Genomic DNA, 19,882 nt, shown 5'->3' with positions numbered 1-19,882 from the left:
CCTTGAGCAGCGCCTTTAAAAACACCCGCTGACATTAATTCGACGCCCGGCATTGACGCACACGTTCACCGGCGGGGGCGGCGGTGGCGGGGGATAGTCCTGCGGCAGCGGCGCGTAGTCCGCCGGCGGCGGCACATACGTGCCGACCGTGTCGGCGACGTTGGTGCACCCGCTCACCGAAATCCGCCTGCCGACGCTCGCGCAGACGTCCGCAGTGGCCACTCCCGGGGGCTGGAAAATGGCGAACATTTCCGGAATGGCCGTGAGCGCCAATATTGCGGCCGCCCCGGCAGCGCAGGAGCGCAATTTCATCGTCACAGGAAGCCCCTTTCGGCGGGAATGCCGGTAATCCATCGCCTACGGCGTCGCGCCGGCTTCCCCGACAAGCGGCGTCCAGTGGCAACGCTCCCTGATGTCGGTCAGCGGCTGCCGGATGTTCTCGAGGTCGGCCTGCTCCTGGGGGTTGGCGTTGAAGTAGTTCTGCACGTCGTTGCGGACCTGATCCTTCGGCACATCCTGGAGGCCGGTGTAGAACCCATTCACGTCCGGGTGCGTGACCAGGTAGGTCGACAGTGCCGCCGCCACTCCCGTCGCGACGCTGGCCACGTCCGCGGCGGTGCAGTTGGGTGGGCGGGGGGGGGGGTCGGGCGCGGCGGTCCCCGCCGCGGACAACAGCGCGCCCACGATCGCGCCCGTGCCAACCGCGCCGATAGCGAGCCGTCGCCAAGTGAACTGTGCGAAGAACATTTTGTGATTCTCGGCCGGAATCGGGCGACATCGCTCGGGCCGAAAGTCCCTAACGTGACGGTCGACCGTCACCGCGCCAACGGGCATCGCCTGAGCTACCCGAATCCGGGAAACGCCGTCCATGCCAATTCCGCAACCGCCCGAATTGAAAATCACGTTTTCTTACGCATTTTCGACCGCCGGTTATTAAACTCGCGTTTCTTAGGTCATCGGGCGACCGCCACGATGGCTCCCGGGAGGCGGCAATGTCCTATCTCGTCACAATTCCGGATCAACTGGGATCGGCCGCCCAGGGCCTATCGGGCATCAGGTCACTGCTTGCCGAGTCGGCCGCCTCGGCCGCGGCGCCGACCACGGCGGTCGCGGCCGCGGCCCAGGACCAGGTATCCGCCTTGGTCGCAACGATGTTCAACGATTTCGGCCTGGACTTCCAAGTCCTCAGCGCCCAAGCGGACTTGTTCCACGAGCAGTTCGTCGGCTTGATGAACGCGGGTGCGGGCGCCTACCTCGCCACCGAGGTGGCGAACGCACAGGCCGTGCTGGGCGCCGTCAACGCCCCCGTCCAGGGCTTGCTCGGGCAGTCGCTCGCCGGCGCGGCGGCCGAAGCCCAGGCAGCCGCCGGCGACCTCAGCGTCTCGTCGTTCCTGGGCGGCAGCGTCAGCCTGTCCCTCGACGGTGGCGTGGTGACGTTGCCCCCCATCCTGGGCGGCGGCGCGGTGACAGTGCCGTCGCTTCTCTCCGGTGGTGTGCTCGACCTGCCCCCGATTGTGGGCGGCGGCGCGGTGACCGTGCCGTCGATTGTCAGCGGCGGGGTGCTCAGCCTGCCGCCGACTCTGGGGGGTGGGCAACTTGTAGTGCCTCCGATCTCCAGCGTCGAGCCCACGATCATGAGCGTCGTCAGCCCGTGGCGCTACGGCGGCGTCGAGGTCCTGCCCCCGTTCGTCGGCGGTGGCCTGCTGACCGTGCCGTCGATACTCACCGGTGGCCTCCTGAACCTGCCGGACAGCCTCGGTGGTGGCGTGCTGGGGCTGCCGTCGATCCTGACCGGCGGCCTGCTGAGCCTGCCCTCGAGCGTCGGTGGGGGTGTGGTGACGGTGCCGCCCATCACCACCGTCCTGAGCCCGATCATCAACGGGGGAGCGTTCAGCCTTCCCCCCGCCTTGGGCGGCGGCGAGTTGAATCTGCCGTCGGTCCTGACCGGTGGAGTGCTCGGCCTGCCTCCCATTGCCGGGGGCGGGAGCGTGAACGTGCCGTCGATCCTGACCGGTGGCGTGCTCACCCTGCCGTCGAGCGTCGGCGGTGGGGATGTCGGCGTTCCGTCGATCATCACCGGCGGCGTGTTGACGCTGCCGTCGAGCCTGGGCGGTGGCCAAGTGACCGTCCAGCCGATCGGCACCAGCCTGTTGCTGAGCCTGCTCGGCTGACGAAAAGTACTGCCGGCCAACGGGTCACGTCCAATACAGCGTGCGGGCCGCCGGCAGCGTGGCCGAGAGCTCCGCTTCGAACCACGAACGCATCTCGGCCATCGCGTCTGCGTCGTTCCCCTGATTCCGACTGCGATGTTTCGAACATGCGTGCGATGGATATCCCTGGCCTCGGAGGTGATACCCATGACGAACGACGACACCCGCCAGGCGCCCAGGGAAAATCCCGAGAAGGACCCCTCGGACTGGGTGACGGGGGATGAGCCGATGACCGGCTCGCAACGCAGCTACGTGCACACGCTGGCCCAAGAGGCGGGCCGCGAGGTTTCCGACGAGATGACCAAGGCCGAAGCGTCGGCGCTGATCGACGAGTTGCAGCAGCAGACCGGACGGGGCTGATCAGCCGGTTGGCCGGGCGCCGGTGGTGGGTTTCTGCTCCCGGTCGCCTCCGCGACCGTGGTCGCGGAACCAGACACTGACGCGCTGATTGCCTTTGACGCGTTCGGCTTTGGCCTTCTTGGTGTAGGTCTTGCGGTCGGCCGTGGTGAGGTCGGCGTTGTCGCTGAACGGCGTGAGCAACGCCCGCGGGTAGAGCCGCTCGACCAGGACGACGTTGATCTCGGCGCACAGCACCAGCGTCGACGACACGAGATATAGGAACGCCAGCAAGCCGAGCACGAGCGCGAAGACGCTGTTGGTCGCGCTGGCGCTCTTCACCGTGTGCTGGACGTAGCCGGCGCCGAACCACTGCAGAATCTGCCAAACGATCGCCGCCGCAAGCGCTCCGGGCATGACCTGCCGGTAGGTGAGCTCGCGGGCGGTGGTCACGCGAAACGCCACCAAACAGATGAGGCCGTTGATGACCACGGCGATGAAGACCAGCCCGATCTTCGAGGGGAGGCCGAGCGACCCGGTCGCGTGTCCCAGCCCCGAGATAACTGTGGCCGCGATCGCCGCCGAGCCGAGCACGAACAGCAGCAGCAAGCTGCGCACGCGAGATCGAACCACGTTGGGCCGCTTGTTCCTCGGGACCGCCCACACCGAATCCATGGCGTTCTGCACCGCCTGGCCGACTCCCAATCCGCCGTAGAGCGCGCCCACGATGCCGACAACCACGGCGACCGTCCCACCGCTGAGACCCTGAGGTTGGTGAAGTTGGTCGCCGATGACCGGGAATTGGCTCAACGTGCTCTGTAACACCTGATGCTGCAGATCGGGCCGTCCGGCGAGCACCACGCCCAGGCCGGTCGTCAGCAGCAGTAGGAGCGGGAACAGCGACACGAAGCCGTAGTAGGTGATCAGGGCCGACAGGTAGCCGCCCTGGTCGTCGAGGTACTTGTAGATGACCGCGATGACGACGCCGACGCACCGATTCCGTCGCTGCAGTCTGTCCAGCCAGCCAACCATCGGCAACCACTTCTTTTGAGGAACCGGACACCCATGCGATGGGCTGGCCAGGTCATACCCAGATTCGCCGGTCACCAACCTTGCAGGCCGGCTCGGTGATCACCGGCCAGAGCGCACGCGCGCGAACTCCCGTGCGTCGTCGCGCTCGGCGTCCCCGTCCGCCCCGCCGAACGCCCGCCCCCGCTCGTCGGCGTCCGGCGTGCCGCTGAACAGCGTGGATTTCGCCTGCGGGCCACCGAGCGGGCGGGCGACGTCGTCATCGCGACTGGGCTCGGCCGACTCGATGCGCTGACGCGGCAATGCGCCGGGCTGCGTGCGCTGGAGCCACTTGACCATTCCCTCGCGGACGTCGCAGCGCAGGTCGAACAGCGCTCCGGCGTTGGGGGCGCTCACGAGCAGCCGCACCCGCACGTAACCGTCCACCGCGTCGGTCACCTGCAGGATGCCCACGCGGCCGTCCCACAGCGGATTCGACCGCAGCAGCCGGTCCAGTTCGGGGCGCATCGCGTCGACGGGCACGCTGAAGTCCACGTCGAGTTCGACCGTGCCGAGCAGCGCGGTCGCGTTGCGCGTCCAGTTCTGATAGGGGGTCTTGGTGAAGTAGGTGCAGGGGAGCACGAGCCGCCGCTCGTCCCACAGGTGGACGACGACGTAGGTCAGCGTGATCTCCTCGATGCGGCCCCACTCCTTCTCCAGCACGACGACGTCGCCGACGCGGATGGCGTCCGAGAAGGCGATCTGGATCCCGGCGAAGACGGCGCCGAGCGACGTCTGGGCGGCCAGGCCGGCCACCACCGACAACACGCCGGCCGAGGCGAACAGGGTTCTGCCGATATTGGTGAAGGCGGGGAACGTCATCAAGGCGGCGCCCAGACCGAACACGACGACGATGGCCACAACAAGCCGGCGCAGCACGGTGATCTGCGTCCGTACCTTTCGCCGGTGCCGGTCGGCGTCGGTGACGTCCGTGTCGCCGCCCGCGAACCTCGCCACCGCGCGGCGTTCGGCGACGAAGACCAAGCTGGCCGCCAGCCAGGTGCCGGTGGCCATCAGCGCGATGAGCAGCAGGTGATCCAGCCATCCGCGGCCCGATGTCTCGGCCGACGTGTGATGGGCCGCGCTGGTGGTGGCGATGACCATCAGCGTCGCGCGCACCGGGCGCCGCGTCAGCACATCGACGTCGTTGATGAGCGCGCTGCGGCCCTTGGTCCGCTGCAGGATCCAGGACAAGGCCATGCCGGCCGCGTACGCGGCGGCCACGGCGACCACCACCCAGACAACGTTGAGGGCTACGTGCGAGGCGGCTTGAAGCGGTATCGCTTTAGGCATGAAGAAGTTCTGCTCCTGAATTATGGGATAGAGGGGATGGCGCCTGTAGGCCTTCCCCGGACCCGGCGCGAAAAAACCTGTGAACAAAGCCAATTCGCGATGAGACTCGTCTCACAGCGCCGATCGGTGGTGCGCACTTGACACTCAAAGTCTTTGTATTGTTAACCGGCCAGTCCGTATGGTGTGCAACGGCATTGCCTGGCTATGTGGGGCGTGACACGATGTCGCAATGAGCGACGACGCCATGGAATCGGAACGCGAATTCAACGAGCGCAATATCGACGAGTTCCGCCGCAACGGCGGCAAGGTGGGCGGCCAGTTCGAGGGCTTTCCCCTGCTGCTATTGACCTCGACTGGCGCCCGAAGCGGAGCCCAACGGGTCAATCCCGTCGCGTATTTCGACATCGACGGCAAGATCTATGTCGTCGGCTCGGCGGCCGGCCGGGACAAGAATCCGGCGTGGGTACACAACCTGCGCGCGCATCCCGGCGTGACGGTCGAAATCGGTTCGGACGCCGCGAAGCCGGCCACCGCTCGCGAACTGTCCCGGACCGAGCGGGACTCGATCTATCCCGTCGTCGTCGAACGCGCCCCCGGGTTCGGCGAATACCAGGAGCGCACCGACCGCATCATCCCCATCTTCGAGTTGGTTCTCGACTGACCCTGGGCGCATGCCGCCCTCTCGCGGTTTTCGGCACGCGAGCGCGCCGTGCGGAGGACAATGGTCTGGCCGAATGCGAGAAAGTGAGGGGCGGCGATGGTGCGTTACTTACGGCATTGCCTCATCGGCGCGGTCTTTTCGGCCCTGGTGATGTCACCGGTGGTCGGCCTCGCGGCAGCGCCGGTCAGCCGGGCCGACGACTGCGCTCCCGGCTGGGTGTGGAATCCCAACACGAATCAGTGCGTGTTCTGGGCGCCGGCCGCCAACGGGCCGGGTGGTCCCGGCGGACCGGGTGGCCCCGGTGGACCGGGCGGACCCGGCGGCCCGGGGGGACCGGGCGGCCCGGGGCCGCGATAGGCGGCAATTCGTTTCCTTTGCAGCACTGAATCGCTCGCCGGAGCCCGCGGCGCTTTCGCCGCGGCGGCCAGGGACCGGCGGGAACTTGTGGCGCGCTCGTTCGTTATACTTGCTAAGTAATCACCTCGAGCGACTTGGAGAGCAGGCGCATGCCACGCACAGACAACGACACGTGGGACCTGGCGACCAGCGTCGGCGCGACGGCCACGATGGTCGCGGCGGCGCGCGCGATCGCCACCAATGCCGACAACCCGGTGATCGAGGACCGGTTTGCCGAGCCGCTGGTGCGCGCCGTCGGCGTCGACTTCTTCACGCGTTGGGCCACCGGCGAACTCGTCGCCGCCGACGTCGACCTGGAGGACTCGCCGTTCAAGCTCGAACACATGCCCGACGCGATGGCCGCGCGGACGCGGTTCTTCGACGCGTTCTTCGAAGCGGCGACGGGGGCCGGAATACGTCAGGCGGTGATTCTCGCGTCGGGCCTGGACGCCCGCGCCTACCGGCTCGCATGGCCGGCCGGTACGACGGTGTTCGAGGTCGACCAGCCCCAGGTGATCGAGTTCAAGACGGCCACCCTGTCGGGGCTCGGCGCCGAACCGCGCGCCGAGCTGCGTACCGTCGCCGTCGATCTTCGCAATGACTGGCCAAAGGCGTTACTGGACAGCGGGTTCGACCCGAGCCAACCGACGGCGTGGATCGCCGAGGGACTCTTCGGGTATCTGCCGCCGGACGCTCAGAACCGCCTGTTGGACAACATCACCGGACTCAGCGCCGCGGGCAGCCGGCTGGCGTGCGAAGCCGTTCCCGACATCCCCGAGGCCGAGCGCGAACGGTCCAGGGAGATGATGCGGAAGGCCAGCGACAAGTGGCGTGAACACGGCTTCGACCTCGAGTTCGCCGATCTGGGCTATGAGGGGGAACGCAACGACGTCGGCGCCTATCTGCAGAACCTGGGGTGGCGGTCGGCCGGTACGCAGATGACCGAGCTGCTCGCGGACAACGATCTGGATGCCATTCCGCAGCACCACGACTCGGTGTCGATGGCCGACACGATCTATTACGACGCAGTTCTGGGCGCATGACCACGGCTCCTCGCCGGGGGCTCAACGACGCGGTTACACGACTGTGGGGCTTCCTGGCGCCGGCCTACGATCTGCCGTTTCTGCAGCAGTGGGTGTACCGTCCGCCGCACGACGAGGTGATCGCCGCGCTGCGTACCCACGGGGCGCGTCGGATCGCCGACATCGCCTGCGGCACGGGGATACTCAGCGATCGCATCGAGCGGGAACTCGCCCCCGACGAGATCTACGGCGTCGACATGTCCGACGGGATGCTCAACCAGGCCCGTGCCCGATCCGGCCGCGTGCGGTGGATCCGTGGACCGGCCGAGCAGTTGCCCTTCGGTGACGGGGCGCTCGACGCCGTCGTCACAACGTCGGCATTCCACTTCTTCGATCAGCCTGCGGCGCTGCGCGAGTTCCATCGCGTTTTGGCGCCCGGTGGACTTGTGGCCGTCGCGGCTCTGAGCGCGCGTCAGCCCCGGCTGCAAGCCTTCTCGGACAACACATGGAAACCGCAACACAACGCGTCACCGACCGAGATGCGGAAGTTGTTCGAAGAGGCCGGTTTTCGGATCACCGACCAGCACCGTATCCCGCGACCGCTCTGGACGCGGGTGATCTCCGATCTGATCACCGTCGGCACCAGAAGCTAGGTTCTGCGCAACCAGAGTTTGGGAGGCAAACACGACGGCCGCCCCGCCAGGTGGCGAAGCGGCCGTCATGCGGGCTAGTTCTTACAGCGGAATCCAGACGCCGAAGAACCAGAAGCCCCACTGGTTGAATCCGGGATCCCAGACGGGGGTTTCGGGGTAGCCGTAGTAGTTGATCGGGCCATATCCCCATTGCCCGCCGGGAGGCGGCAGCGGCCTGTCCCAATCCGGCCGCGGGGGCAGTCCCGGCCCCCACGGTGCAGGTCCGTCGCCCCACGGGGCGCCGTGGAAGTAGCCGCGGTGGTCATCGCCGTGCCACACCCCAGGCGCGCCGGGTCCGCCCGGACCGCCAGGTCCGTTGGGCCAGTGTCCTGGCCCACCCGGTCCGCCGGGACCATCGGGCCCGTGCCCCGGTCCGCCCGGTCCGCCTGGACCGTCCGGCCCGTGTCCCGGACCGCCGGGTCCGCCGGGTCCGCCGGGTCCCCCTGGTCCGCCGGGTCCGCCCGGCGCCTGCGGGGCCGGCCCGCCGTGGCTGCCGGCGGGCGCCGCACCATGGCCGCCCGCGGGTCCGCCGGGTGCTCCTCCGGGCGCGGCCAGGGCCGAGCCCGCGCCGGCACCCAGTGCCGCCGCGCCGAGGGCGCCGGCAATCGCGGCTCCCCCGACCAGTTGCTTGAATTTCATGGTCCACACCTATCTACTAGGAAACGTTTGGACACGTGACCCCCCCACGCATCCGACGCTAGATAGGCTTCCTATGGATCAGCTTTGAGAGGCCCAAGCACAACTTTTGGGCCGCCGCTAAACCGTGAAAGCAGTCACAACTGGTCCGCCTCGACTGTGGAATCTGGGCGTTCAGTGTGATTTCCGGTAGGCGACACGCTGATCGGGAGCTACACCAGTGCACACGGGACGCCCTGATTACACACCCCGTCCCGTGACCCGCCGGCCCCTCTTGTGGCAAGCGCCCACACCCACACGAATAACCCCAGCTCGCTGCGGGTTTGGCAAGCCTAGGTTGGCTGGAACACCGCGGTCGCGATAGATAGGGTTGCCATCGTGACCAACACGTCCCATCCCGCCGAACCCCATGTCGGTTCGGTGTCGTCGAAGTTGAACTGGCTGCGCGCCGGGGTTCTGGGCGCCAACGACGGGATCGTGTCGACGGCCGGCATTGTCGTCGGCGTGGCGGCGGCGACGGTGCAGCGCGGTCCGATCCTCACCGCCGGAAGCGCCGGCCTGGTCGCGGGAGCGGTGTCCATGGCGCTGGGAGAGTACGTGTCGGTCAGCACGCAGCGCGACACCGAGAAGGCGCTGCTGACCAAGGAACGCGAAGAATTGCGCGACGACCCTGGCGCGGAGTTGGACGAGCTCGCCGAGCTCTACGAGGCGAAGGGCCTGACGCCGGGGACCGCCCGCAGGGTCGCGGAGGAGCTCACCGATCACAATCCGCTGCTGGCGCACGCCGAGGTGGAGCTCGGGATCAACCCCGACGAGCTGACCAATCCCCAACTGGCGGCGATGTCGTCGGCCCTGTCCTTCGCGATCGGTGCGTTGCTGCCTCTGGTCGCCATTCTCACCCCTCCCACCGCCTGGCGAATTCCGGTCACGGTCGCGGCGGTGCTTGCGGCGCTGGTGATTACGGGAGCGGTGTCGGCGGGTCTTGGCGGCGCGCCCAAGGGCCGGGCCGTGGCGCGCAATGTCATCGGCGGTGGCCTGGCCCTGGCGATCACCTATGTGATCGGCCATCTGGTGGGTGCGGCGGTCACGTAGCGGCGGAGCGCGGCCGCACTGACGGAACGCGGAACTGTAACATTTACCGTTGCCGTCCTCCGAGGAGGAGCCCGCCGCGGAGAAAGTCGTGCAGTGACCGAGCCGTACACCCTGGCTGAAGCAGCCGACCCAGCGGAGGGCATGCCCTACTTCACCCGGGACGGAAGCCATTTCGTACCGACCGCGATCGCGCGGGGCGGTTGGGGCCCGTCGATCAGCGGTCACGTCGTGGGCGGCCTTCTGGGCTGGGCGCTCGAACGTGCGGTCGAGGACCCGCAACTGCATCCCGCCCGGTTGACCGTGGACCTCCCGCGGCCAACGGCATTGGAGCCGTTGCACGTGCACACCACGGTCCACCATGACCGGCGCCGACTGCGCCTCGTCGAGGGCGTCGTCACGCAGGGCGGCGCCGCCGTGGCGCGGGCCAGCGCCCTGTTCCTGCGGCGTGGCCCGCAGCCCGGCGGTGACGTCTGGTCGCTGCCGGTGCAGATGCCGCCGATCCCTCTCGAGCAGTCCGGTTCTCACCCGACGCTGTTCATGCGCACGTACGGCTGGGGCTCCGAGATCCAGAATCCCGACCCGGCATGGGTTGGCGCCGGGCAGAAATACACCTGGTTGCACGAGACGCGGTCGCTGATCGACGCCGAACCGCTGAGCCCCTTCACCCGCGCCGCCATGGCCGCCGACATCACCGCCTCGATCGCCAACTGGGGCACCGACGCGCTGCAATTCATCAACGTCGACTACACGCTGACACTGAGCCGGCTGCCCGACGGGCCCCATCTCGGGCTCGCCTCGCTGACCCATCAGAGCCACGACGGCGTCGCCACCGGCTCCGCGGTCCTGGTTGACGGTGCGGGTCCGATCGGCACGGCCGTGTCGGTTGCCATCGCGCAGAAGGGGTTTGGTGCCCCCTCGACGACCGGTTGACCCGGCGTGCCTGACGGACAGACGTTCTGGGCGCTGATCGCCGACGCGGCGCAGCGCGAGCCCACGCGCGTGCTGCTCGCCGACGATCACGGGCGCCAGCTCACGACGCGCCAGTTCCGCGACGCCGCCTGCGCCACTGCCGCCGCGTTCGCCCGGCGGGGGATAGCAGCGGGAACGGTCGTGTCCTGGCAACTGCCGACCACGCTTGAAACGATGGTCGTGATCGGCGCGCTGACCCGGCTCGGCGCGACGCAGAACCCGATCATCCCGCTGCTGCGCGAGCGCGAGGTCGGGTTCATCACCGGCCAGCTCGACACCGAATACTTCGTGGCCCCGGAACTTTGGCGCGGGTTCGACCACGGTGGCCTCGCGCGCGCGTTGTCGGCGGACAGGGGCTTCGAGGTCATCACCCTCGACCTGGCGACACCACCGGCCGGCGACGGGCTCCGGTTGCCGCGCGCGGACGTCGAGGCGCTCGGCCCACCGCCACACCCGAGCCGCGACCCACGCTGGATCTACTACTCGTCGGGAACGACGGCTTCCCCCAAAGGGGTTCGTCACACCGACGCGTCGGTGATCGCCGGCTCGGCCGGGGTGGTCGGCATGGTCGGCGCGAGGGGCGGCGACGTCGACCCGATCGCCTTCCCGGTCGCCCACATCGGTGGCGCGGCGATGCTGGCCGCCGCGCTGCTGACCGGCATGCGGCTGGCGCTGTTCGAGGTGTTCGACCCGGTGATCACCCCGCTGGCGATCGCCGCGCACCGCCCGACGTTCCTGGGCACCGCCACACCCTTCTTCGTTGCCTTCCTCGAAGCCCAACGGGCACAAGGGGATCGGCCGCTCTACCCGTCGCTGCGCGGCTGTCTCGCCGGCGGCGCGCCCGTCACCGCCGAACTGAGCCGGCAGATGCGCGAGACCTTCGGTGTCGCGGGCATCGCCAACGCCTGGGGAATGACCGAATTCCCCTGCGCCACATCGCCGTCACTCACCGCCCCACCCGAGGTCATCGACCACACCGTCGGCCCGCCGGTGCCGGGAGTCAGCGTGCGGGTGGCCGGCGACGGAGAGGCGGAACTGCCCGCGGGCCAGGAGGGTGAGCTGCGGCTCAAGGGTCCCCAGTGCTTCCTCGGCTATGTTGACGCGGCCCTCGACGCCGACGCGTTCGACGGCGAAGGCTGGCTGCGCACCGGCGATTTGGGACTGATCGACGCCGACGGCAACGTCCGCGTCACCGGCCGGATCAAGGACGCGATCATCCGCAACGCCGAGAACGTCTCGGCTTCGGAAGTGGAGAACGTGCTGGCCACCCACCCCGGAATCGCCGACGTCGCGGTCATCGGGGTCCCCGACGCCCACACCGGCGAACGAGTGTGCGCCGTCGTCGTGGCCGAGCCCACCGGGGCGGTGTCACTGGAATCTCTCGTCGAGCACTGCCGCGAGCGGGGATTGAGCCGCTACAAACACCCCGAGCGTCTCGTGATCGTCGATGCCCTGCCGCGCAACCAATTCGGGAAGGTGCTCAAAAAGGACCTCCGGCAGGCGTTCGGCTAGCGACGATCGGGAGCGGGGTGAAGCTGGTCGCGGCCATCGCCCGTCGCCCAACGTGCGCTCAGTGCGAATCTTCGTCGAGATTCTCGCGGTAGGTGCACGTTGGGCGAAAGCGCGACCGGCCTATAGCCCTTTGGGTGCGTCGCGGACCGCCTGCACCGCCGAGTCGTCGCCGGCGAACTCCACCTTGGCCTCGCGCCCTACGGCGAACAGGAGCAGTTCCTCGGGCGGTCCGGTCACGGTGACCGCGGGCCCGCGCCCCGCGGTCAGCACCGTCTTGCCCTCGGGGGTGCGCAACGCCACGCGCCCGGGGACCTTGGCCAGCGTCAGCCGGGCCATCAGCGGGACGGTGCGGCGCAGCCGGGCGGCCAGCTCCGGTTCTAGGGCCCGCGGCTGCCAGCCCGGCTGCGCGCGCCGCACGTCCTCGTGGTGGATGAACATCTCGGCGACGTTGGCGACCGGGTCGAGCAGCTTGAGCGGTGAGTAGGCCGGCGGACCGGACGCCACCTTGTCCAGCAGCTCGTCCCAGCCGGCCCGCTCGGCGACCTCGTTCTGCACCTTCTCGGTGTGGGAGGCGAAGAACGGGATCAGGATGCCCGGGGCCGCATCGGGGCGGTACTCGCGGACGACCAGGTGAGCGGCGAGGTCCCGCGTCTTCCAGCCTTCGCACAGGGTCGGCGCGTCGGGGCCGGCGGTGCGCATGGTGTCGACGAGGGCGGCGCGTTCGCGTTGAGCTATAGACATCTGTTCAGGGTAGGCCGGTGCCAGACGGCGCCGCGAAGGTGCGCAGAATGCCGGCAACGGGCGGCGTGTCGCGGACAAACACGCACGCTCGCGGGCGTATGGGCTCCGGTACCGCGCGTCTGCGTATTCGGTAAATTTGGGGCGTCATGTCCTCATGAAAGGAGACTTAGGGGATCCCATGAACGCCCGTGTCGAGCAGTTGGAGTTCCAGGCTGAGGCGCGACAGCTGCTGGATTTGATGGTCCATTCCGTCTACTCCAACAAGGATTCGTTCCTGCGGGAGCTGATCTCGAACGCCTCGGATGCGCTGGACAAGCTCAGGCTGGAAGCCCTTCGCAATAAGGACCTGAACGTCGACACCTCCGATCTGCACATCCAGATCGAGGTGGACAGGGAAGCGCGGACGCTGACCGTGCGCGACAACGGGATCGGGATGACGCGCGACGAGGTCGTGGATCTGATCGGGACGCTGGCCAAGTCGGGCACCGCCGAGCTCCGCCAGCAGCTGCGGGAGGCCAAGGACGCCAAGAATGCCGGCGCCTCTGACGAGCTGATCGGGCAGTTCGGCATCGGCTTCTACTCGAGCTTCATGGTCGCCGACAAGGTCGAACTGCTGACCCGCAAGGCGGGGGAGAGTGAGGCGACCCGTTGGGAATCCAGCGGCGAGGGTACCTACACCATCGAATCCGTCGAGGACGCCCCGCCGGGCACGTCGGTCACCCTGCACCTCAAGCCCGAGGACGCCGAGGACGAACTCTACGACTACACCACGGACTGGAAGATCCGGAGCCTGGTCAAGAAGTACTCGGACTTCATCGCCTGGCCCATCCGGATGGAGGTCGAGCGACGCACGCCGGCGGACGAAGAGGGCGGCGAGGAAAAGGTCACCAGGGAGACCGACACGCTCAACTCCATGAAGGCGCTGTGGGCCCGGCCCAAAGACGAGGTGTCCGAGGAGGAGTACAGGGAGTTCTACAAGCACATCGCGCACGCCTGGGACGACCCGCTCGAAATCATCGCGATGAAGGCCGAGGGCACCTTCGAGTACCAGGCTTTGCTGTTCATCCCGTCGCACGCGCCGTTCGATCTCTTCAACCGCGACGCCCACACGGGCATCCAGTTGTACGTCAAGCGCGTGTTCATCATGGGTGACTGCGACGAACTGATGCCCGAGTACCTGCGCTTCATCAAGGGTGTCGTCGATGCACAGGACATGTCGCTCAACGTCTCCCGGGAAATCCTGCAGCAGGACCGGCAGATCAAGGCGATCCGCCGCCGCCTGACCAAGAAGGTTCTCTCGACGATCAAAGACATCCAGTCCGAGCGGCCCGAGGATTACCGCACGTTCTGGACCCAGTTCGGCAAGGTCGTCAAAGAGGGTTTGCTGTCGGACCACGACAACCAGGAGACCCTGCTGGGAATCTCGTCGTTCGCCTCGACGCACAGCGACGAGGAGCCCACCACGCTCGCCGAGTACGTCGAGCGGATGAAGGAGGGCCAGACGCAGATCTTCTACGCCACCGGCGAGACGCGTCAGCAGATCCTCAAGTCGCCGCACCTCGAGGCGTTCAAGGCCAAGGGGTACGAGGTGCTGCTCCTCACCGACCCGGTGGACGAGGTGTGGGTCGGGGTGGTCAACGAGTTCGACGGCAAGCCCCTGCAGTCGGTGGCCAAGGGCGAGGTGGACCTCACCTCCGAGGAGGACCACAGCGACGCCGAGCGGGAGGAGCGGCAAAAGGAGTTCGCGGACCTGCTCACCTGGCTCAAGGAGACCCTGAGCGAGCACGTCAAGGAGGTCAGGCTGTCGACCCGCCTCACCGAATCGCCGGCCTGCCTGATCACCGACGCCTTCGGGATCACGCCGGCGCTCGCGCGCATCTATCGTGCGTCCGGTCAGGACGTCCCGGTCGGCAAGCGGATCCTCGAGCTGAATCCGGATCACCCGCTCGTCACTGGCCTGCGCCAGGCGCACCAGGACCGAGCCGACGATCCGTCCGTCGCCGAGACCGCGGAATTGCTCTATGGCACAGCGCTGCTCGCCGAGGGCGGGGCGCTCGACGACCCGGCGCGGTTCGCCGAATTGCTCGCCGACCGCCTGGCCCGCTCGATCTAGCACGCATTTCGTGGATTGAAAGCCGCTCAGCAGGGATAATCACATCCCATGGCGGAGTTTCGGGTGATCGATCCACGCGGCCTCGTCGTGGGGGCGAAGGACTTTGCCGACGCGGAGGCCGCGTATGCCTGGTTCGTCGACTACATCGCCGGCAGCTCGGAACTGGGCTGGCGGATGGAGGTCAACGACGAGGGGCAGTGGGCCTTCTTCGACGACACCGAAGGATTCACGGCTCCCGTCAGCCGGCGACAGACCCGCAGGTGAGCTGGGTCAACCCGGCCCGATCACGAAGCAGCGCCCGGTGCTGCTGGTCAGCAGGACTTCGTTCACCGACGACGCCGCGACGTCGGGAAACTCGAAGCGATGGGCCTGCTGGCCGGCGGCGATGTCGGCGGTCTGGGACGGGCTGGTCCCGTCTTTGGTGCGCACCGCGACGGTGACCTTGTCGGGTTTCGCCACGTTCTGCGGCTCGTGGAAGTACCAGACCTCGATCCCGGCTCCCGACGTGGTGGCCCGCCAGCCGTCGGCGTAGTAGCACCCCGGATTGCCCTCGGCATCCGGTGGCGGCGGCGGACAGATCGACAAGCCGACGCACGGCGTGGGCGCCGGAGCGGTTGTCGACGGCGCGGCCCCGACCGGTGGTGCACCGGCAAGCGCCAAAGCCGCCGCCGATGCGATCAGCACGTTGCGGACCATCGCCGTCACCCCCCCGCTATCCGTGGCCGATCTGGACGGCTTTGACCACGAGCAGCAGCGCGCCGATCACCAGGTAGCTGCGGAGGGCGATCATGGCGAGGCGGGTGCCCGGTGACCAAGTGACCGGCTCGAGCAGGGTCAGCGGCGGCATGCGCCAGCTATTGCGGTCGACATCCCGCGCCGGTGGGGGCGGTGCGGCCGGTGCCACCTGACGTCGGCTCAACCAGCGCAGGATCGGCGGGGCGGCGGCACCGAGGAGCACCAGCGTCAGGGTCAGGTAGCCGGCGACGGCGACGACGTTGAGGCCCGGAAACAGGGTGGTGGCCATCAAGATTCCCGACAACAGCAGCAGGACGCCGACGATCAGCCCGGCGACCCAGTTGAGCCAGGGCCGATTGACCCAGGGCCCCAACACTTCCCGATCGTTGCAGAGCAACAGCAGGAAGACGCTTGCGCTGGGCAGCAGGAGGCCCGCGAGGGCCTGGACGGCCGTGGTGATCAAACCCAGCGGGGCGCCGGGAATCAGCACGATTCCCGCCGCCAGCACCACCATCGCCGTGTAGCTGAAATAGAACTGCTTGGCGTCGGCGAAGCCGCGGTGCAGCGAGTGCTTGAGCCCGAACACGTCGCCGAAGGCGTAGCTGGTGGCCAGCGTCACCGCGGCCGCGCCGATGATCGAGGCGTCCATGAGCACGATGGCGAAGATCCAGCCGAGCGCATGGCGGTGCTGCCCGAGCAGGTGCGCGACGGAGCCGGCGTCGGAGAATCCGCCGACGGTGTTGGTGGAGCGCGCCGCCCATTCGCCGGTCATCACCAGCGCCGCGGCGCCGACGACGACAACGAACGCCCCCAGCACGGTGTCGGCGCGCTCGTAGGCCATGAACCGGGGCGTGATGCGTTTGTCGACGACGTTGGATTGCTGGAAGAACAGCTGCCAGGGTGCGACCGTGGTGCCGACGATGGCGATGATCAACAGCACCGCATCCGAGCTGATGCCCCCCGAGATGCCGGGCACCACAAACGACTTCGCGGCGTGCGCCCACTCCGGGTGCGACATCAGCAGCATCGGGATCTGCAGCAGGGTCACGGCGATGAAGACGAACATCGCGCGTTCCCAGCGCCGGAAGCTGCCGCTGGCCATGATCGCGATCAGCGCCACCGCCGAGGTGGGCACCACCACGTATTTGGAGATCCCGATGTACTCGGCGGCCAGGCTGATGCCGATGAACTCGGTGACGATCGTCAAGAAGTTCAGGAGGAACAGATCGCCGACGGAGAACCAGCCCCACCCGCGCCCGAAGCGTTCGTTGATCAACCGGGCGTGGCCGACGCCCGTGACGGCGCCGAGCCTGACCACCATTTCCTGGTTGACGATGAGCACGGGAATGAGCAGCAGCAGCACCCACAGCAGGGAGTAGCCGTAGTTCTGGCCGGCCTGGGCGTACGTGGCCACGCCGCCGGCGTCGTTGTCGCCGACCATCACGATGATCCCGGGACCGACGATGGCCAGCAGCGTCAAAAGCCGGCGCTTCCACGTCGTGGGGTGGTCCGTCTCGCCGACGCTGATCCGCCCGAATGCCCCCTCGATGTCGCCGAGGTGCGCGGTGTCGAGCACCGCCGAGCGTCGTTCGGGGGCGGGGGTGGTGGCGGTTTCGTCGCCCGTCGTCACGAGGGCTCCGGCGCGGTGCGGTCACCGTCGGACGGGGGCACCTCGCGGACCGGACGCGGAGCGGGTTCGCGGCGGCGCCAGTCCTCGGGGATGGTCGCCTCCAGCACGTCGTCGACGGTGACCACACCGAGCACGCGGTCCTGGTCGTCGACGACGGGGATGGAGTAGAGGTTGAAGTCCGCCATCAAGAGCGCGATGTCCGTCAGGTCGGCGCTGGCGCTGACCCGCACGGGGTCCGAATCCATCAGTGATTCAAGGCGTTCCGCCGGATCGGCCTGCAGCAGGGCGATGACGGAGACCACGCCGTCGAGTCGTTTGTCCGCGTCGACGACATGGACCTTGATGAGGGCCTCGGGCTGGATGCTGCGCGAGGAGGCGATCAACCCGAGCGCCTCGGCCGCGGTGCTGGTGGCGGGGCAGGCGACGAAGTCGACGTTCATCAGCCCCCCGGCGCTTTCGGGGTTGAAGCCCATCAGCGTGATCACCTTGGTCCGCTGCGGCGCGGGCATCAGGTCCAGCACCGGGCGGCGGCGGGACTGGCGCAGGTCGGCGATAGCGTCGGCGGCATCGTCGGCGCGCATCCGGCCCAGCAGCGCCGCGACCTCCGCATCGGGCATGCCGTCGAGCAGCCGGCTCGCCTTCTCGGGGTCCAGCTCCTCGAAAACGTCGGCTTCCAGTTCCGGGTCGCTGTGCACGCGATCGAGGATCTCGCCGCCTTCGGCCTTGTCCGCCTCCTCGAGCAGGTCGGCGATCTCGGCGGCCTTGAACTCGCCGAAGCGGTCCGAGAGGCGTCGCACCGCGTCGGAGCGCGCGTGACCGATGAGCGGCTCGAACGACTTCCAGTCGCGCGCGGCGTGGCCGCCGGAGTGCTTGATCAACCCGAACAAGCTCGGCGGACGGCGGGTGTCCAGCCGCGCGACCACCCAGCCGGCGCCGGTGTCTTCGAGCTCGACGTCGTAGGCGCGAACCAGCTCCACGGCGGCGACGTCGATCAGCCGGTGCCCCAGCACGTCGGTGCGCAGCAGCACCTCTCCGTCGCGGCGCTCGAAACGTCGGAGGTCAACCTTGTTCTTGCCCAACAGGACTCGGTCGGCACCCAGCTGGTCGATGGACTTGCTGCCGACGAACACACGGCGTCCGCCGACCCCCGCCACAATCCCCGTGACCGCCGGGTAGTCGTCGGCGCCGCCCAGGCGCGCGATCACGTCCTCGACCCGTCCGATGGCCTCGCCCGAGCGGGCCAGCACCTGAGCGCGGAGCAGCTGCGAAAGGTGTATCACCGGAAGTTCGCCGGCAACTTTCGCCGCCGTCTCTGGTGGGCTCACTTGTCCTCCTCACACCGCGCGGCAGGGACCCGGATCGGCCGCAAGAGCGTACGCCACGCTCGTCGCGGCTAGCCACTCCTAGAAGGTAAACGGCGAGCGGCGATTCACGACAGGCGCCCCGGCGCGACGCGAGGTGAGAGACTCGACGCGTGACGGCAATCGAATTCACCTCGGTATCACCGATCGTCCCCGTCCTCGACCTGGATGCAGCCCTCAGCCGTTACCGCAGAATGGGATTCGACGCCCGCGCCTACGAAGGCCCGGAGCGTTACGGTTTTGTCGATCGCGGGTCCGTGTCCATCCACCTCACGGAATGGGCCGAACACGACCCGCTGAGCACCGCCTCCAGCGTCTACCTCTACGTCAGCGACGCCGATGCGCTGCACGCGGAGTGGGCGGCGTTGGACGGCCTGGAAGGGCGGCTCATCCCGCCGTGCGACACACCGTACGGCCTAAGGGAGTTCGCCTACGTCGATCCCGACGGCACCCTCCACCGTGTCGGCTCCCCGGCGAGCTGAGGGGGACGGGCCCGCCGCGGCCTGGCTGTGAGCGAGCGCCACGGTGGCGGCGATCATCACGGCGACCGACACACTCAGCGCGACGATCCCGACGGCGTTGGTGTTGAGCGTCTCGCCGAGCACCGCGACGCCGAGCACCGACCCGACGATCGGTTCGGCGACGGTGGTCGCGGGCAGCGACGCGGTGAGGGGACCGGCACGGAACGCCGACTGCTCCCAGGCGGTCGCGGCGAGCGCCAGCGCAATCCACACATACACCTCCGGGGCCCGCAGCAGCGCCGGCAGTCCGCGGCCGAGCTGGTCGACCACCCCCTTGGTCAAGACGGAGAACAGGCCCCACAACGAACCGGACACCAGGCCGAGCAACATCGCGCTGACCGCACCCGAGAAGACGCGCGAGCCGATGACGCAGAGGATCAAGGCCGGAACCATGATGACGGCGACGACGGTCCAGGTCTTGAGTGAGGCGCGGGGACTCCCGGCCTGCGGGTCACCGACCGTGACCACCACCGTGACGGCCGCCGCCAGCAAGACGGCCCAAATCGCTTGCGCGCGAGTGATTCCGCGGTGGTTGACCTTCGCGTTGATCACCAACGCGAACAGCAACGACGTCACCAGCAGCGCCTGGACGAGCACGACCGAACCGAGCCCGAGGGCGGCGGCCTGCAGCCCGAACCCGGCGCCGGCCACGAGGGTGCCGACCCACCACCGGCGGTCGTGCAGTAGCCGGCGGAACAACCCGAGGGTGCCGACCGGTTTGTCGGTCACCTGCTGGGCCGACCGCTGTTGCAGGACGTCTCCGATGCCGACCATCAGGGCGGCGGCCACCGCGAGGACTGCGGCAAGGCCGGTCTTTCCCACGTGGACCTCCTGTGCGATCCGCCGCGGCGGCGTTCTGGGCTTGCGACGCTGCAGCATTGGGGGCGCGCGACC

Annotated in this window: 23 protein-coding genes; 13 read left to right on the top strand and 10 right to left on the bottom strand. The window is 68.3% G+C overall.

What is annotated here, in order from left to right:
* Nucleotides 1-15: 15 nt before the first annotated feature.
* The gene (locus GPY60_RS27020; RefSeq protein ID WP_231639537.1) at nucleotides 16-240 is read right to left on the bottom strand and encodes a hypothetical protein; all 225 of its coding nucleotides are present in this window, start codon (nucleotides 238-240) and stop codon (nucleotides 16-18) included.
* Between GPY60_RS27020 and GPY60_RS09765 the strand changes: the two genes are divergently transcribed.
* Nucleotides 149-349, top strand: a complete 201-nt coding sequence (locus GPY60_RS09765; protein ID WP_156687454.1) for a hypothetical protein — start codon at nucleotides 149-151, stop codon at nucleotides 347-349. The two genes, GPY60_RS27020 and GPY60_RS09765, sit on opposite strands and share 92 nt — an antisense overlap.
* An 8-nt stretch (nucleotides 350-357) precedes the next feature.
* Here the strand turns inward: GPY60_RS09765 and GPY60_RS09760 are convergent, their stop codons facing one another.
* On the bottom strand, nucleotides 358-747 hold the full coding sequence (locus GPY60_RS09760; RefSeq protein ID WP_156687453.1) for a heme-binding protein: 390 nt from the start codon (nucleotides 745-747) through the stop codon (nucleotides 358-360).
* Between the two features lie 245 nt (nucleotides 748-992).
* On the opposite strand from GPY60_RS09760, the gene GPY60_RS09755 reads away from it, so the two are divergent.
* Both GPY60_RS09755 and GPY60_RS09750 read left to right on the top strand, forming a co-directional pair.
* The gene (locus GPY60_RS09755) at nucleotides 993-2,171 is read left to right on the top strand and encodes a PE family protein (protein ID WP_156687452.1); all 1,179 of its coding nucleotides are present in this window, start codon (nucleotides 993-995) and stop codon (nucleotides 2,169-2,171) included.
* A gap of 186 nt (nucleotides 2,172-2,357) precedes the next feature.
* On the top strand, nucleotides 2,358-2,570 hold the full coding sequence (locus tag GPY60_RS09750) for a DUF3072 domain-containing protein (protein WP_156687451.1): 213 nt from the start codon (nucleotides 2,358-2,360) through the stop codon (nucleotides 2,568-2,570).
* Here the strand turns inward: GPY60_RS09750 and GPY60_RS09745 are convergent, their stop codons facing one another.
* Together GPY60_RS09745 and GPY60_RS09740 are read right to left on the bottom strand one after the other, a co-directional pair.
* Entirely contained in the window at nucleotides 2,571-3,578 is a 1,008-nt protein-coding gene (locus tag GPY60_RS09745; protein ID WP_156687450.1) for a YihY/virulence factor BrkB family protein, read from the bottom strand.
* A gap of 99 nt (nucleotides 3,579-3,677) precedes the next feature.
* A complete protein-coding gene (locus GPY60_RS09740; RefSeq protein ID WP_156687449.1) occupies nucleotides 3,678-4,907 on the bottom strand; it encodes a mechanosensitive ion channel family protein in 1,230 nt (409 codons plus the stop codon).
* Nucleotides 4,908-5,136: 229 nt separating this feature from the next.
* Between GPY60_RS09740 and GPY60_RS09735 the strand changes: the two genes are divergently transcribed.
* From GPY60_RS09735 to GPY60_RS09720, 4 genes are all read left to right on the top strand, one after another.
* Nucleotides 5,137-5,568 (top strand): nitroreductase family deazaflavin-dependent oxidoreductase, encoded by a 432-nt coding sequence (locus GPY60_RS09735; RefSeq protein ID WP_156687448.1) that lies wholly within the window; start codon nucleotides 5,137-5,139, stop codon nucleotides 5,566-5,568.
* A 96-nt stretch (nucleotides 5,569-5,664) separates the two neighbouring features.
* Nucleotides 5,665-5,925, top strand: a complete 261-nt coding sequence (locus tag GPY60_RS26580) for a hypothetical protein (protein WP_197283614.1) — start codon at nucleotides 5,665-5,667, stop codon at nucleotides 5,923-5,925.
* 149 nt (nucleotides 5,926-6,074) lie between these two features.
* Nucleotides 6,075-7,007, top strand: a complete 933-nt coding sequence (locus tag GPY60_RS09725) for an SAM-dependent methyltransferase (protein ID WP_156687446.1) — start codon at nucleotides 6,075-6,077, stop codon at nucleotides 7,005-7,007.
* Nucleotides 7,004-7,639, top strand: a complete 636-nt coding sequence (locus GPY60_RS09720) for a class I SAM-dependent methyltransferase (protein ID WP_156687445.1) — start codon at nucleotides 7,004-7,006, stop codon at nucleotides 7,637-7,639. The genes GPY60_RS09725 and GPY60_RS09720 overlap by 4 nt, the downstream gene beginning before the upstream one ends.
* A gap of 81 nt (nucleotides 7,640-7,720) precedes the next feature.
* Here GPY60_RS09720 and GPY60_RS09715 read toward each other — a convergent pair whose 3' ends face one another.
* Nucleotides 7,721-8,317, bottom strand: a complete 597-nt coding sequence (locus GPY60_RS09715) for a chitin-binding protein (RefSeq protein WP_156687444.1) — start codon at nucleotides 8,315-8,317, stop codon at nucleotides 7,721-7,723.
* Between the two features lie 375 nt (nucleotides 8,318-8,692).
* Here GPY60_RS09715 and GPY60_RS09710 point away from each other — a divergent pair, with 375 nt between their 5' ends.
* From GPY60_RS09710 to GPY60_RS09700, 3 genes are all read left to right on the top strand, one after another.
* Nucleotides 8,693-9,406, top strand: coding sequence for a VIT1/CCC1 transporter family protein (locus tag GPY60_RS09710; protein ID WP_156687443.1), 714 nt, complete (start codon nucleotides 8,693-8,695; stop codon nucleotides 9,404-9,406).
* A 141-nt stretch (nucleotides 9,407-9,547) separates the two neighbouring features.
* Nucleotides 9,548-10,336, top strand: coding sequence for a thioesterase family protein (locus tag GPY60_RS09705; protein ID WP_156687474.1), 789 nt, complete (start codon nucleotides 9,548-9,550; stop codon nucleotides 10,334-10,336).
* 6 nt (nucleotides 10,337-10,342) lie between these two features.
* The gene (locus tag GPY60_RS09700; protein WP_156687442.1) at nucleotides 10,343-11,887 is read left to right on the top strand and encodes a class I adenylate-forming enzyme family protein; all 1,545 of its coding nucleotides are present in this window, start codon (nucleotides 10,343-10,345) and stop codon (nucleotides 11,885-11,887) included.
* Nucleotides 11,888-12,007: 120 nt separating this feature from the next.
* On the opposite strand, the gene GPY60_RS09695 is transcribed toward GPY60_RS09700, so the two are convergent.
* Nucleotides 12,008-12,628 (bottom strand): TIGR03085 family metal-binding protein, encoded by a 621-nt coding sequence (locus tag GPY60_RS09695; protein WP_156687441.1) that lies wholly within the window; start codon nucleotides 12,626-12,628, stop codon nucleotides 12,008-12,010.
* A 178-nt stretch (nucleotides 12,629-12,806) separates the two neighbouring features.
* Between GPY60_RS09695 and htpG the strand changes: the two genes are divergently transcribed.
* Both htpG and GPY60_RS09685 read left to right on the top strand, forming a co-directional pair.
* On the top strand, nucleotides 12,807-14,741 hold the full coding sequence (gene htpG, locus GPY60_RS09690) for a molecular chaperone HtpG (protein ID WP_156687440.1): 1,935 nt from the start codon (nucleotides 12,807-12,809) through the stop codon (nucleotides 14,739-14,741).
* Nucleotides 14,742-14,789: 48 nt separating this feature from the next.
* The gene (locus GPY60_RS09685) at nucleotides 14,790-15,005 is read left to right on the top strand and encodes a hypothetical protein (RefSeq protein ID WP_156687439.1); all 216 of its coding nucleotides are present in this window, start codon (nucleotides 14,790-14,792) and stop codon (nucleotides 15,003-15,005) included.
* A 6-nt stretch (nucleotides 15,006-15,011) separates the two neighbouring features.
* Here the strand turns inward: GPY60_RS09685 and GPY60_RS09680 are convergent, their stop codons facing one another.
* From GPY60_RS09680 to GPY60_RS09670, 3 genes are read right to left on the bottom strand one after another with little or no spacing between them, the layout of a single operon-like run.
* A complete protein-coding gene (locus GPY60_RS09680; protein ID WP_156687473.1) occupies nucleotides 15,012-15,437 on the bottom strand; it encodes a hypothetical protein in 426 nt (141 codons plus the stop codon).
* Between the two features lie 16 nt (nucleotides 15,438-15,453).
* Nucleotides 15,454-17,106 (bottom strand): NRAMP family divalent metal transporter, encoded by a 1,653-nt coding sequence (locus GPY60_RS09675; RefSeq protein ID WP_156687438.1) that lies wholly within the window; start codon nucleotides 17,104-17,106, stop codon nucleotides 15,454-15,456.
* Entirely contained in the window at nucleotides 17,103-18,383 is a 1,281-nt protein-coding gene (locus GPY60_RS09670; protein ID WP_156687472.1) for a magnesium transporter MgtE N-terminal domain-containing protein, read from the bottom strand. Before GPY60_RS09670 ends, GPY60_RS09675 begins: the two co-directional genes overlap by 4 nt.
* Nucleotides 18,384-18,589: 206 nt before the next feature.
* On the opposite strand from GPY60_RS09670, the gene GPY60_RS09665 reads away from it, so the two are divergent.
* Nucleotides 18,590-18,949, top strand: coding sequence for a bleomycin resistance protein (locus tag GPY60_RS09665; protein WP_156687471.1), 360 nt, complete (start codon nucleotides 18,590-18,592; stop codon nucleotides 18,947-18,949).
* Here the strand turns inward: GPY60_RS09665 and GPY60_RS09660 are convergent.
* Entirely contained in the window at nucleotides 18,884-19,810 is a 927-nt protein-coding gene (locus tag GPY60_RS09660) for a DMT family transporter (RefSeq protein ID WP_156687437.1), read from the bottom strand. The two genes, GPY60_RS09665 and GPY60_RS09660, sit on opposite strands and share 66 nt — an antisense overlap.
* Nucleotides 19,811-19,882 lie beyond the last annotated feature (72 nt).

The sequence above is a fragment of the Mycobacterium sp. Marseille-P9652 genome, assembly GCF_902652685.1.
Lineage (GTDB): Bacteria > Actinomycetota > Actinomycetes > Mycobacteriales > Mycobacteriaceae > Mycobacterium.
This window is presented reverse-complemented; position numbering and strand designations above follow the sequence as displayed.

Excerpts from the sequence above, each read along its gene's own strand:
- GPY60_RS09755 (WP_156687452.1), top strand. The coding sequence starts at position 993 with ATGTCCTATCTCGTCACAATTCCGGATCAACTGGGATCGGCCGCCCAG.
- GPY60_RS26580 (WP_197283614.1), top strand. The coding sequence starts at position 5,665 with ATGGTGCGTTACTTACGGCATTGCCTCATCGGCGCGGTCTTTTCGGCC.
- GPY60_RS09680 (WP_156687473.1), bottom strand. The coding sequence starts at position 15,437 with ATGGTCCGCAACGTGCTGATCGCATCGGCGGCGGCTTTGGCGCTTGCC.
- htpG (WP_156687440.1), top strand. The coding sequence starts at position 12,807 with ATGAACGCCCGTGTCGAGCAGTTGGAGTTCCAGGCTGAGGCGCGACAG.
- GPY60_RS09745 (WP_156687450.1), bottom strand. The coding sequence starts at position 3,578 with ATGGTTGGCTGGCTGGACAGACTGCAGCGACGGAATCGGTGCGTCGGC.
- GPY60_RS09760 (WP_156687453.1), bottom strand. The coding sequence starts at position 747 with ATGTTCTTCGCACAGTTCACTTGGCGACGGCTCGCTATCGGCGCGGTT.
- GPY60_RS09715 (WP_156687444.1), bottom strand. The coding sequence starts at position 8,317 with ATGAAATTCAAGCAACTGGTCGGGGGAGCCGCGATTGCCGGCGCCCTC.
- GPY60_RS09735 (WP_156687448.1), top strand. The coding sequence starts at position 5,137 with ATGAGCGACGACGCCATGGAATCGGAACGCGAATTCAACGAGCGCAAT.
- GPY60_RS09740 (WP_156687449.1), bottom strand. The coding sequence starts at position 4,907 with ATGCCTAAAGCGATACCGCTTCAAGCCGCCTCGCACGTAGCCCTCAAC.
- GPY60_RS09685 (WP_156687439.1), top strand. The coding sequence starts at position 14,790 with ATGGCGGAGTTTCGGGTGATCGATCCACGCGGCCTCGTCGTGGGGGCG.
- GPY60_RS09725 (WP_156687446.1), top strand. The coding sequence starts at position 6,075 with ATGCCACGCACAGACAACGACACGTGGGACCTGGCGACCAGCGTCGGC.
- GPY60_RS09750 (WP_156687451.1), top strand. The coding sequence starts at position 2,358 with ATGACGAACGACGACACCCGCCAGGCGCCCAGGGAAAATCCCGAGAAG.
- GPY60_RS09705 (WP_156687474.1), top strand. The coding sequence starts at position 9,548 with ATGCCCTACTTCACCCGGGACGGAAGCCATTTCGTACCGACCGCGATC.
- GPY60_RS09695 (WP_156687441.1), bottom strand. The coding sequence starts at position 12,628 with ATGTCTATAGCTCAACGCGAACGCGCCGCCCTCGTCGACACCATGCGC.
- GPY60_RS09720 (WP_156687445.1), top strand. The coding sequence starts at position 7,004 with ATGACCACGGCTCCTCGCCGGGGGCTCAACGACGCGGTTACACGACTG.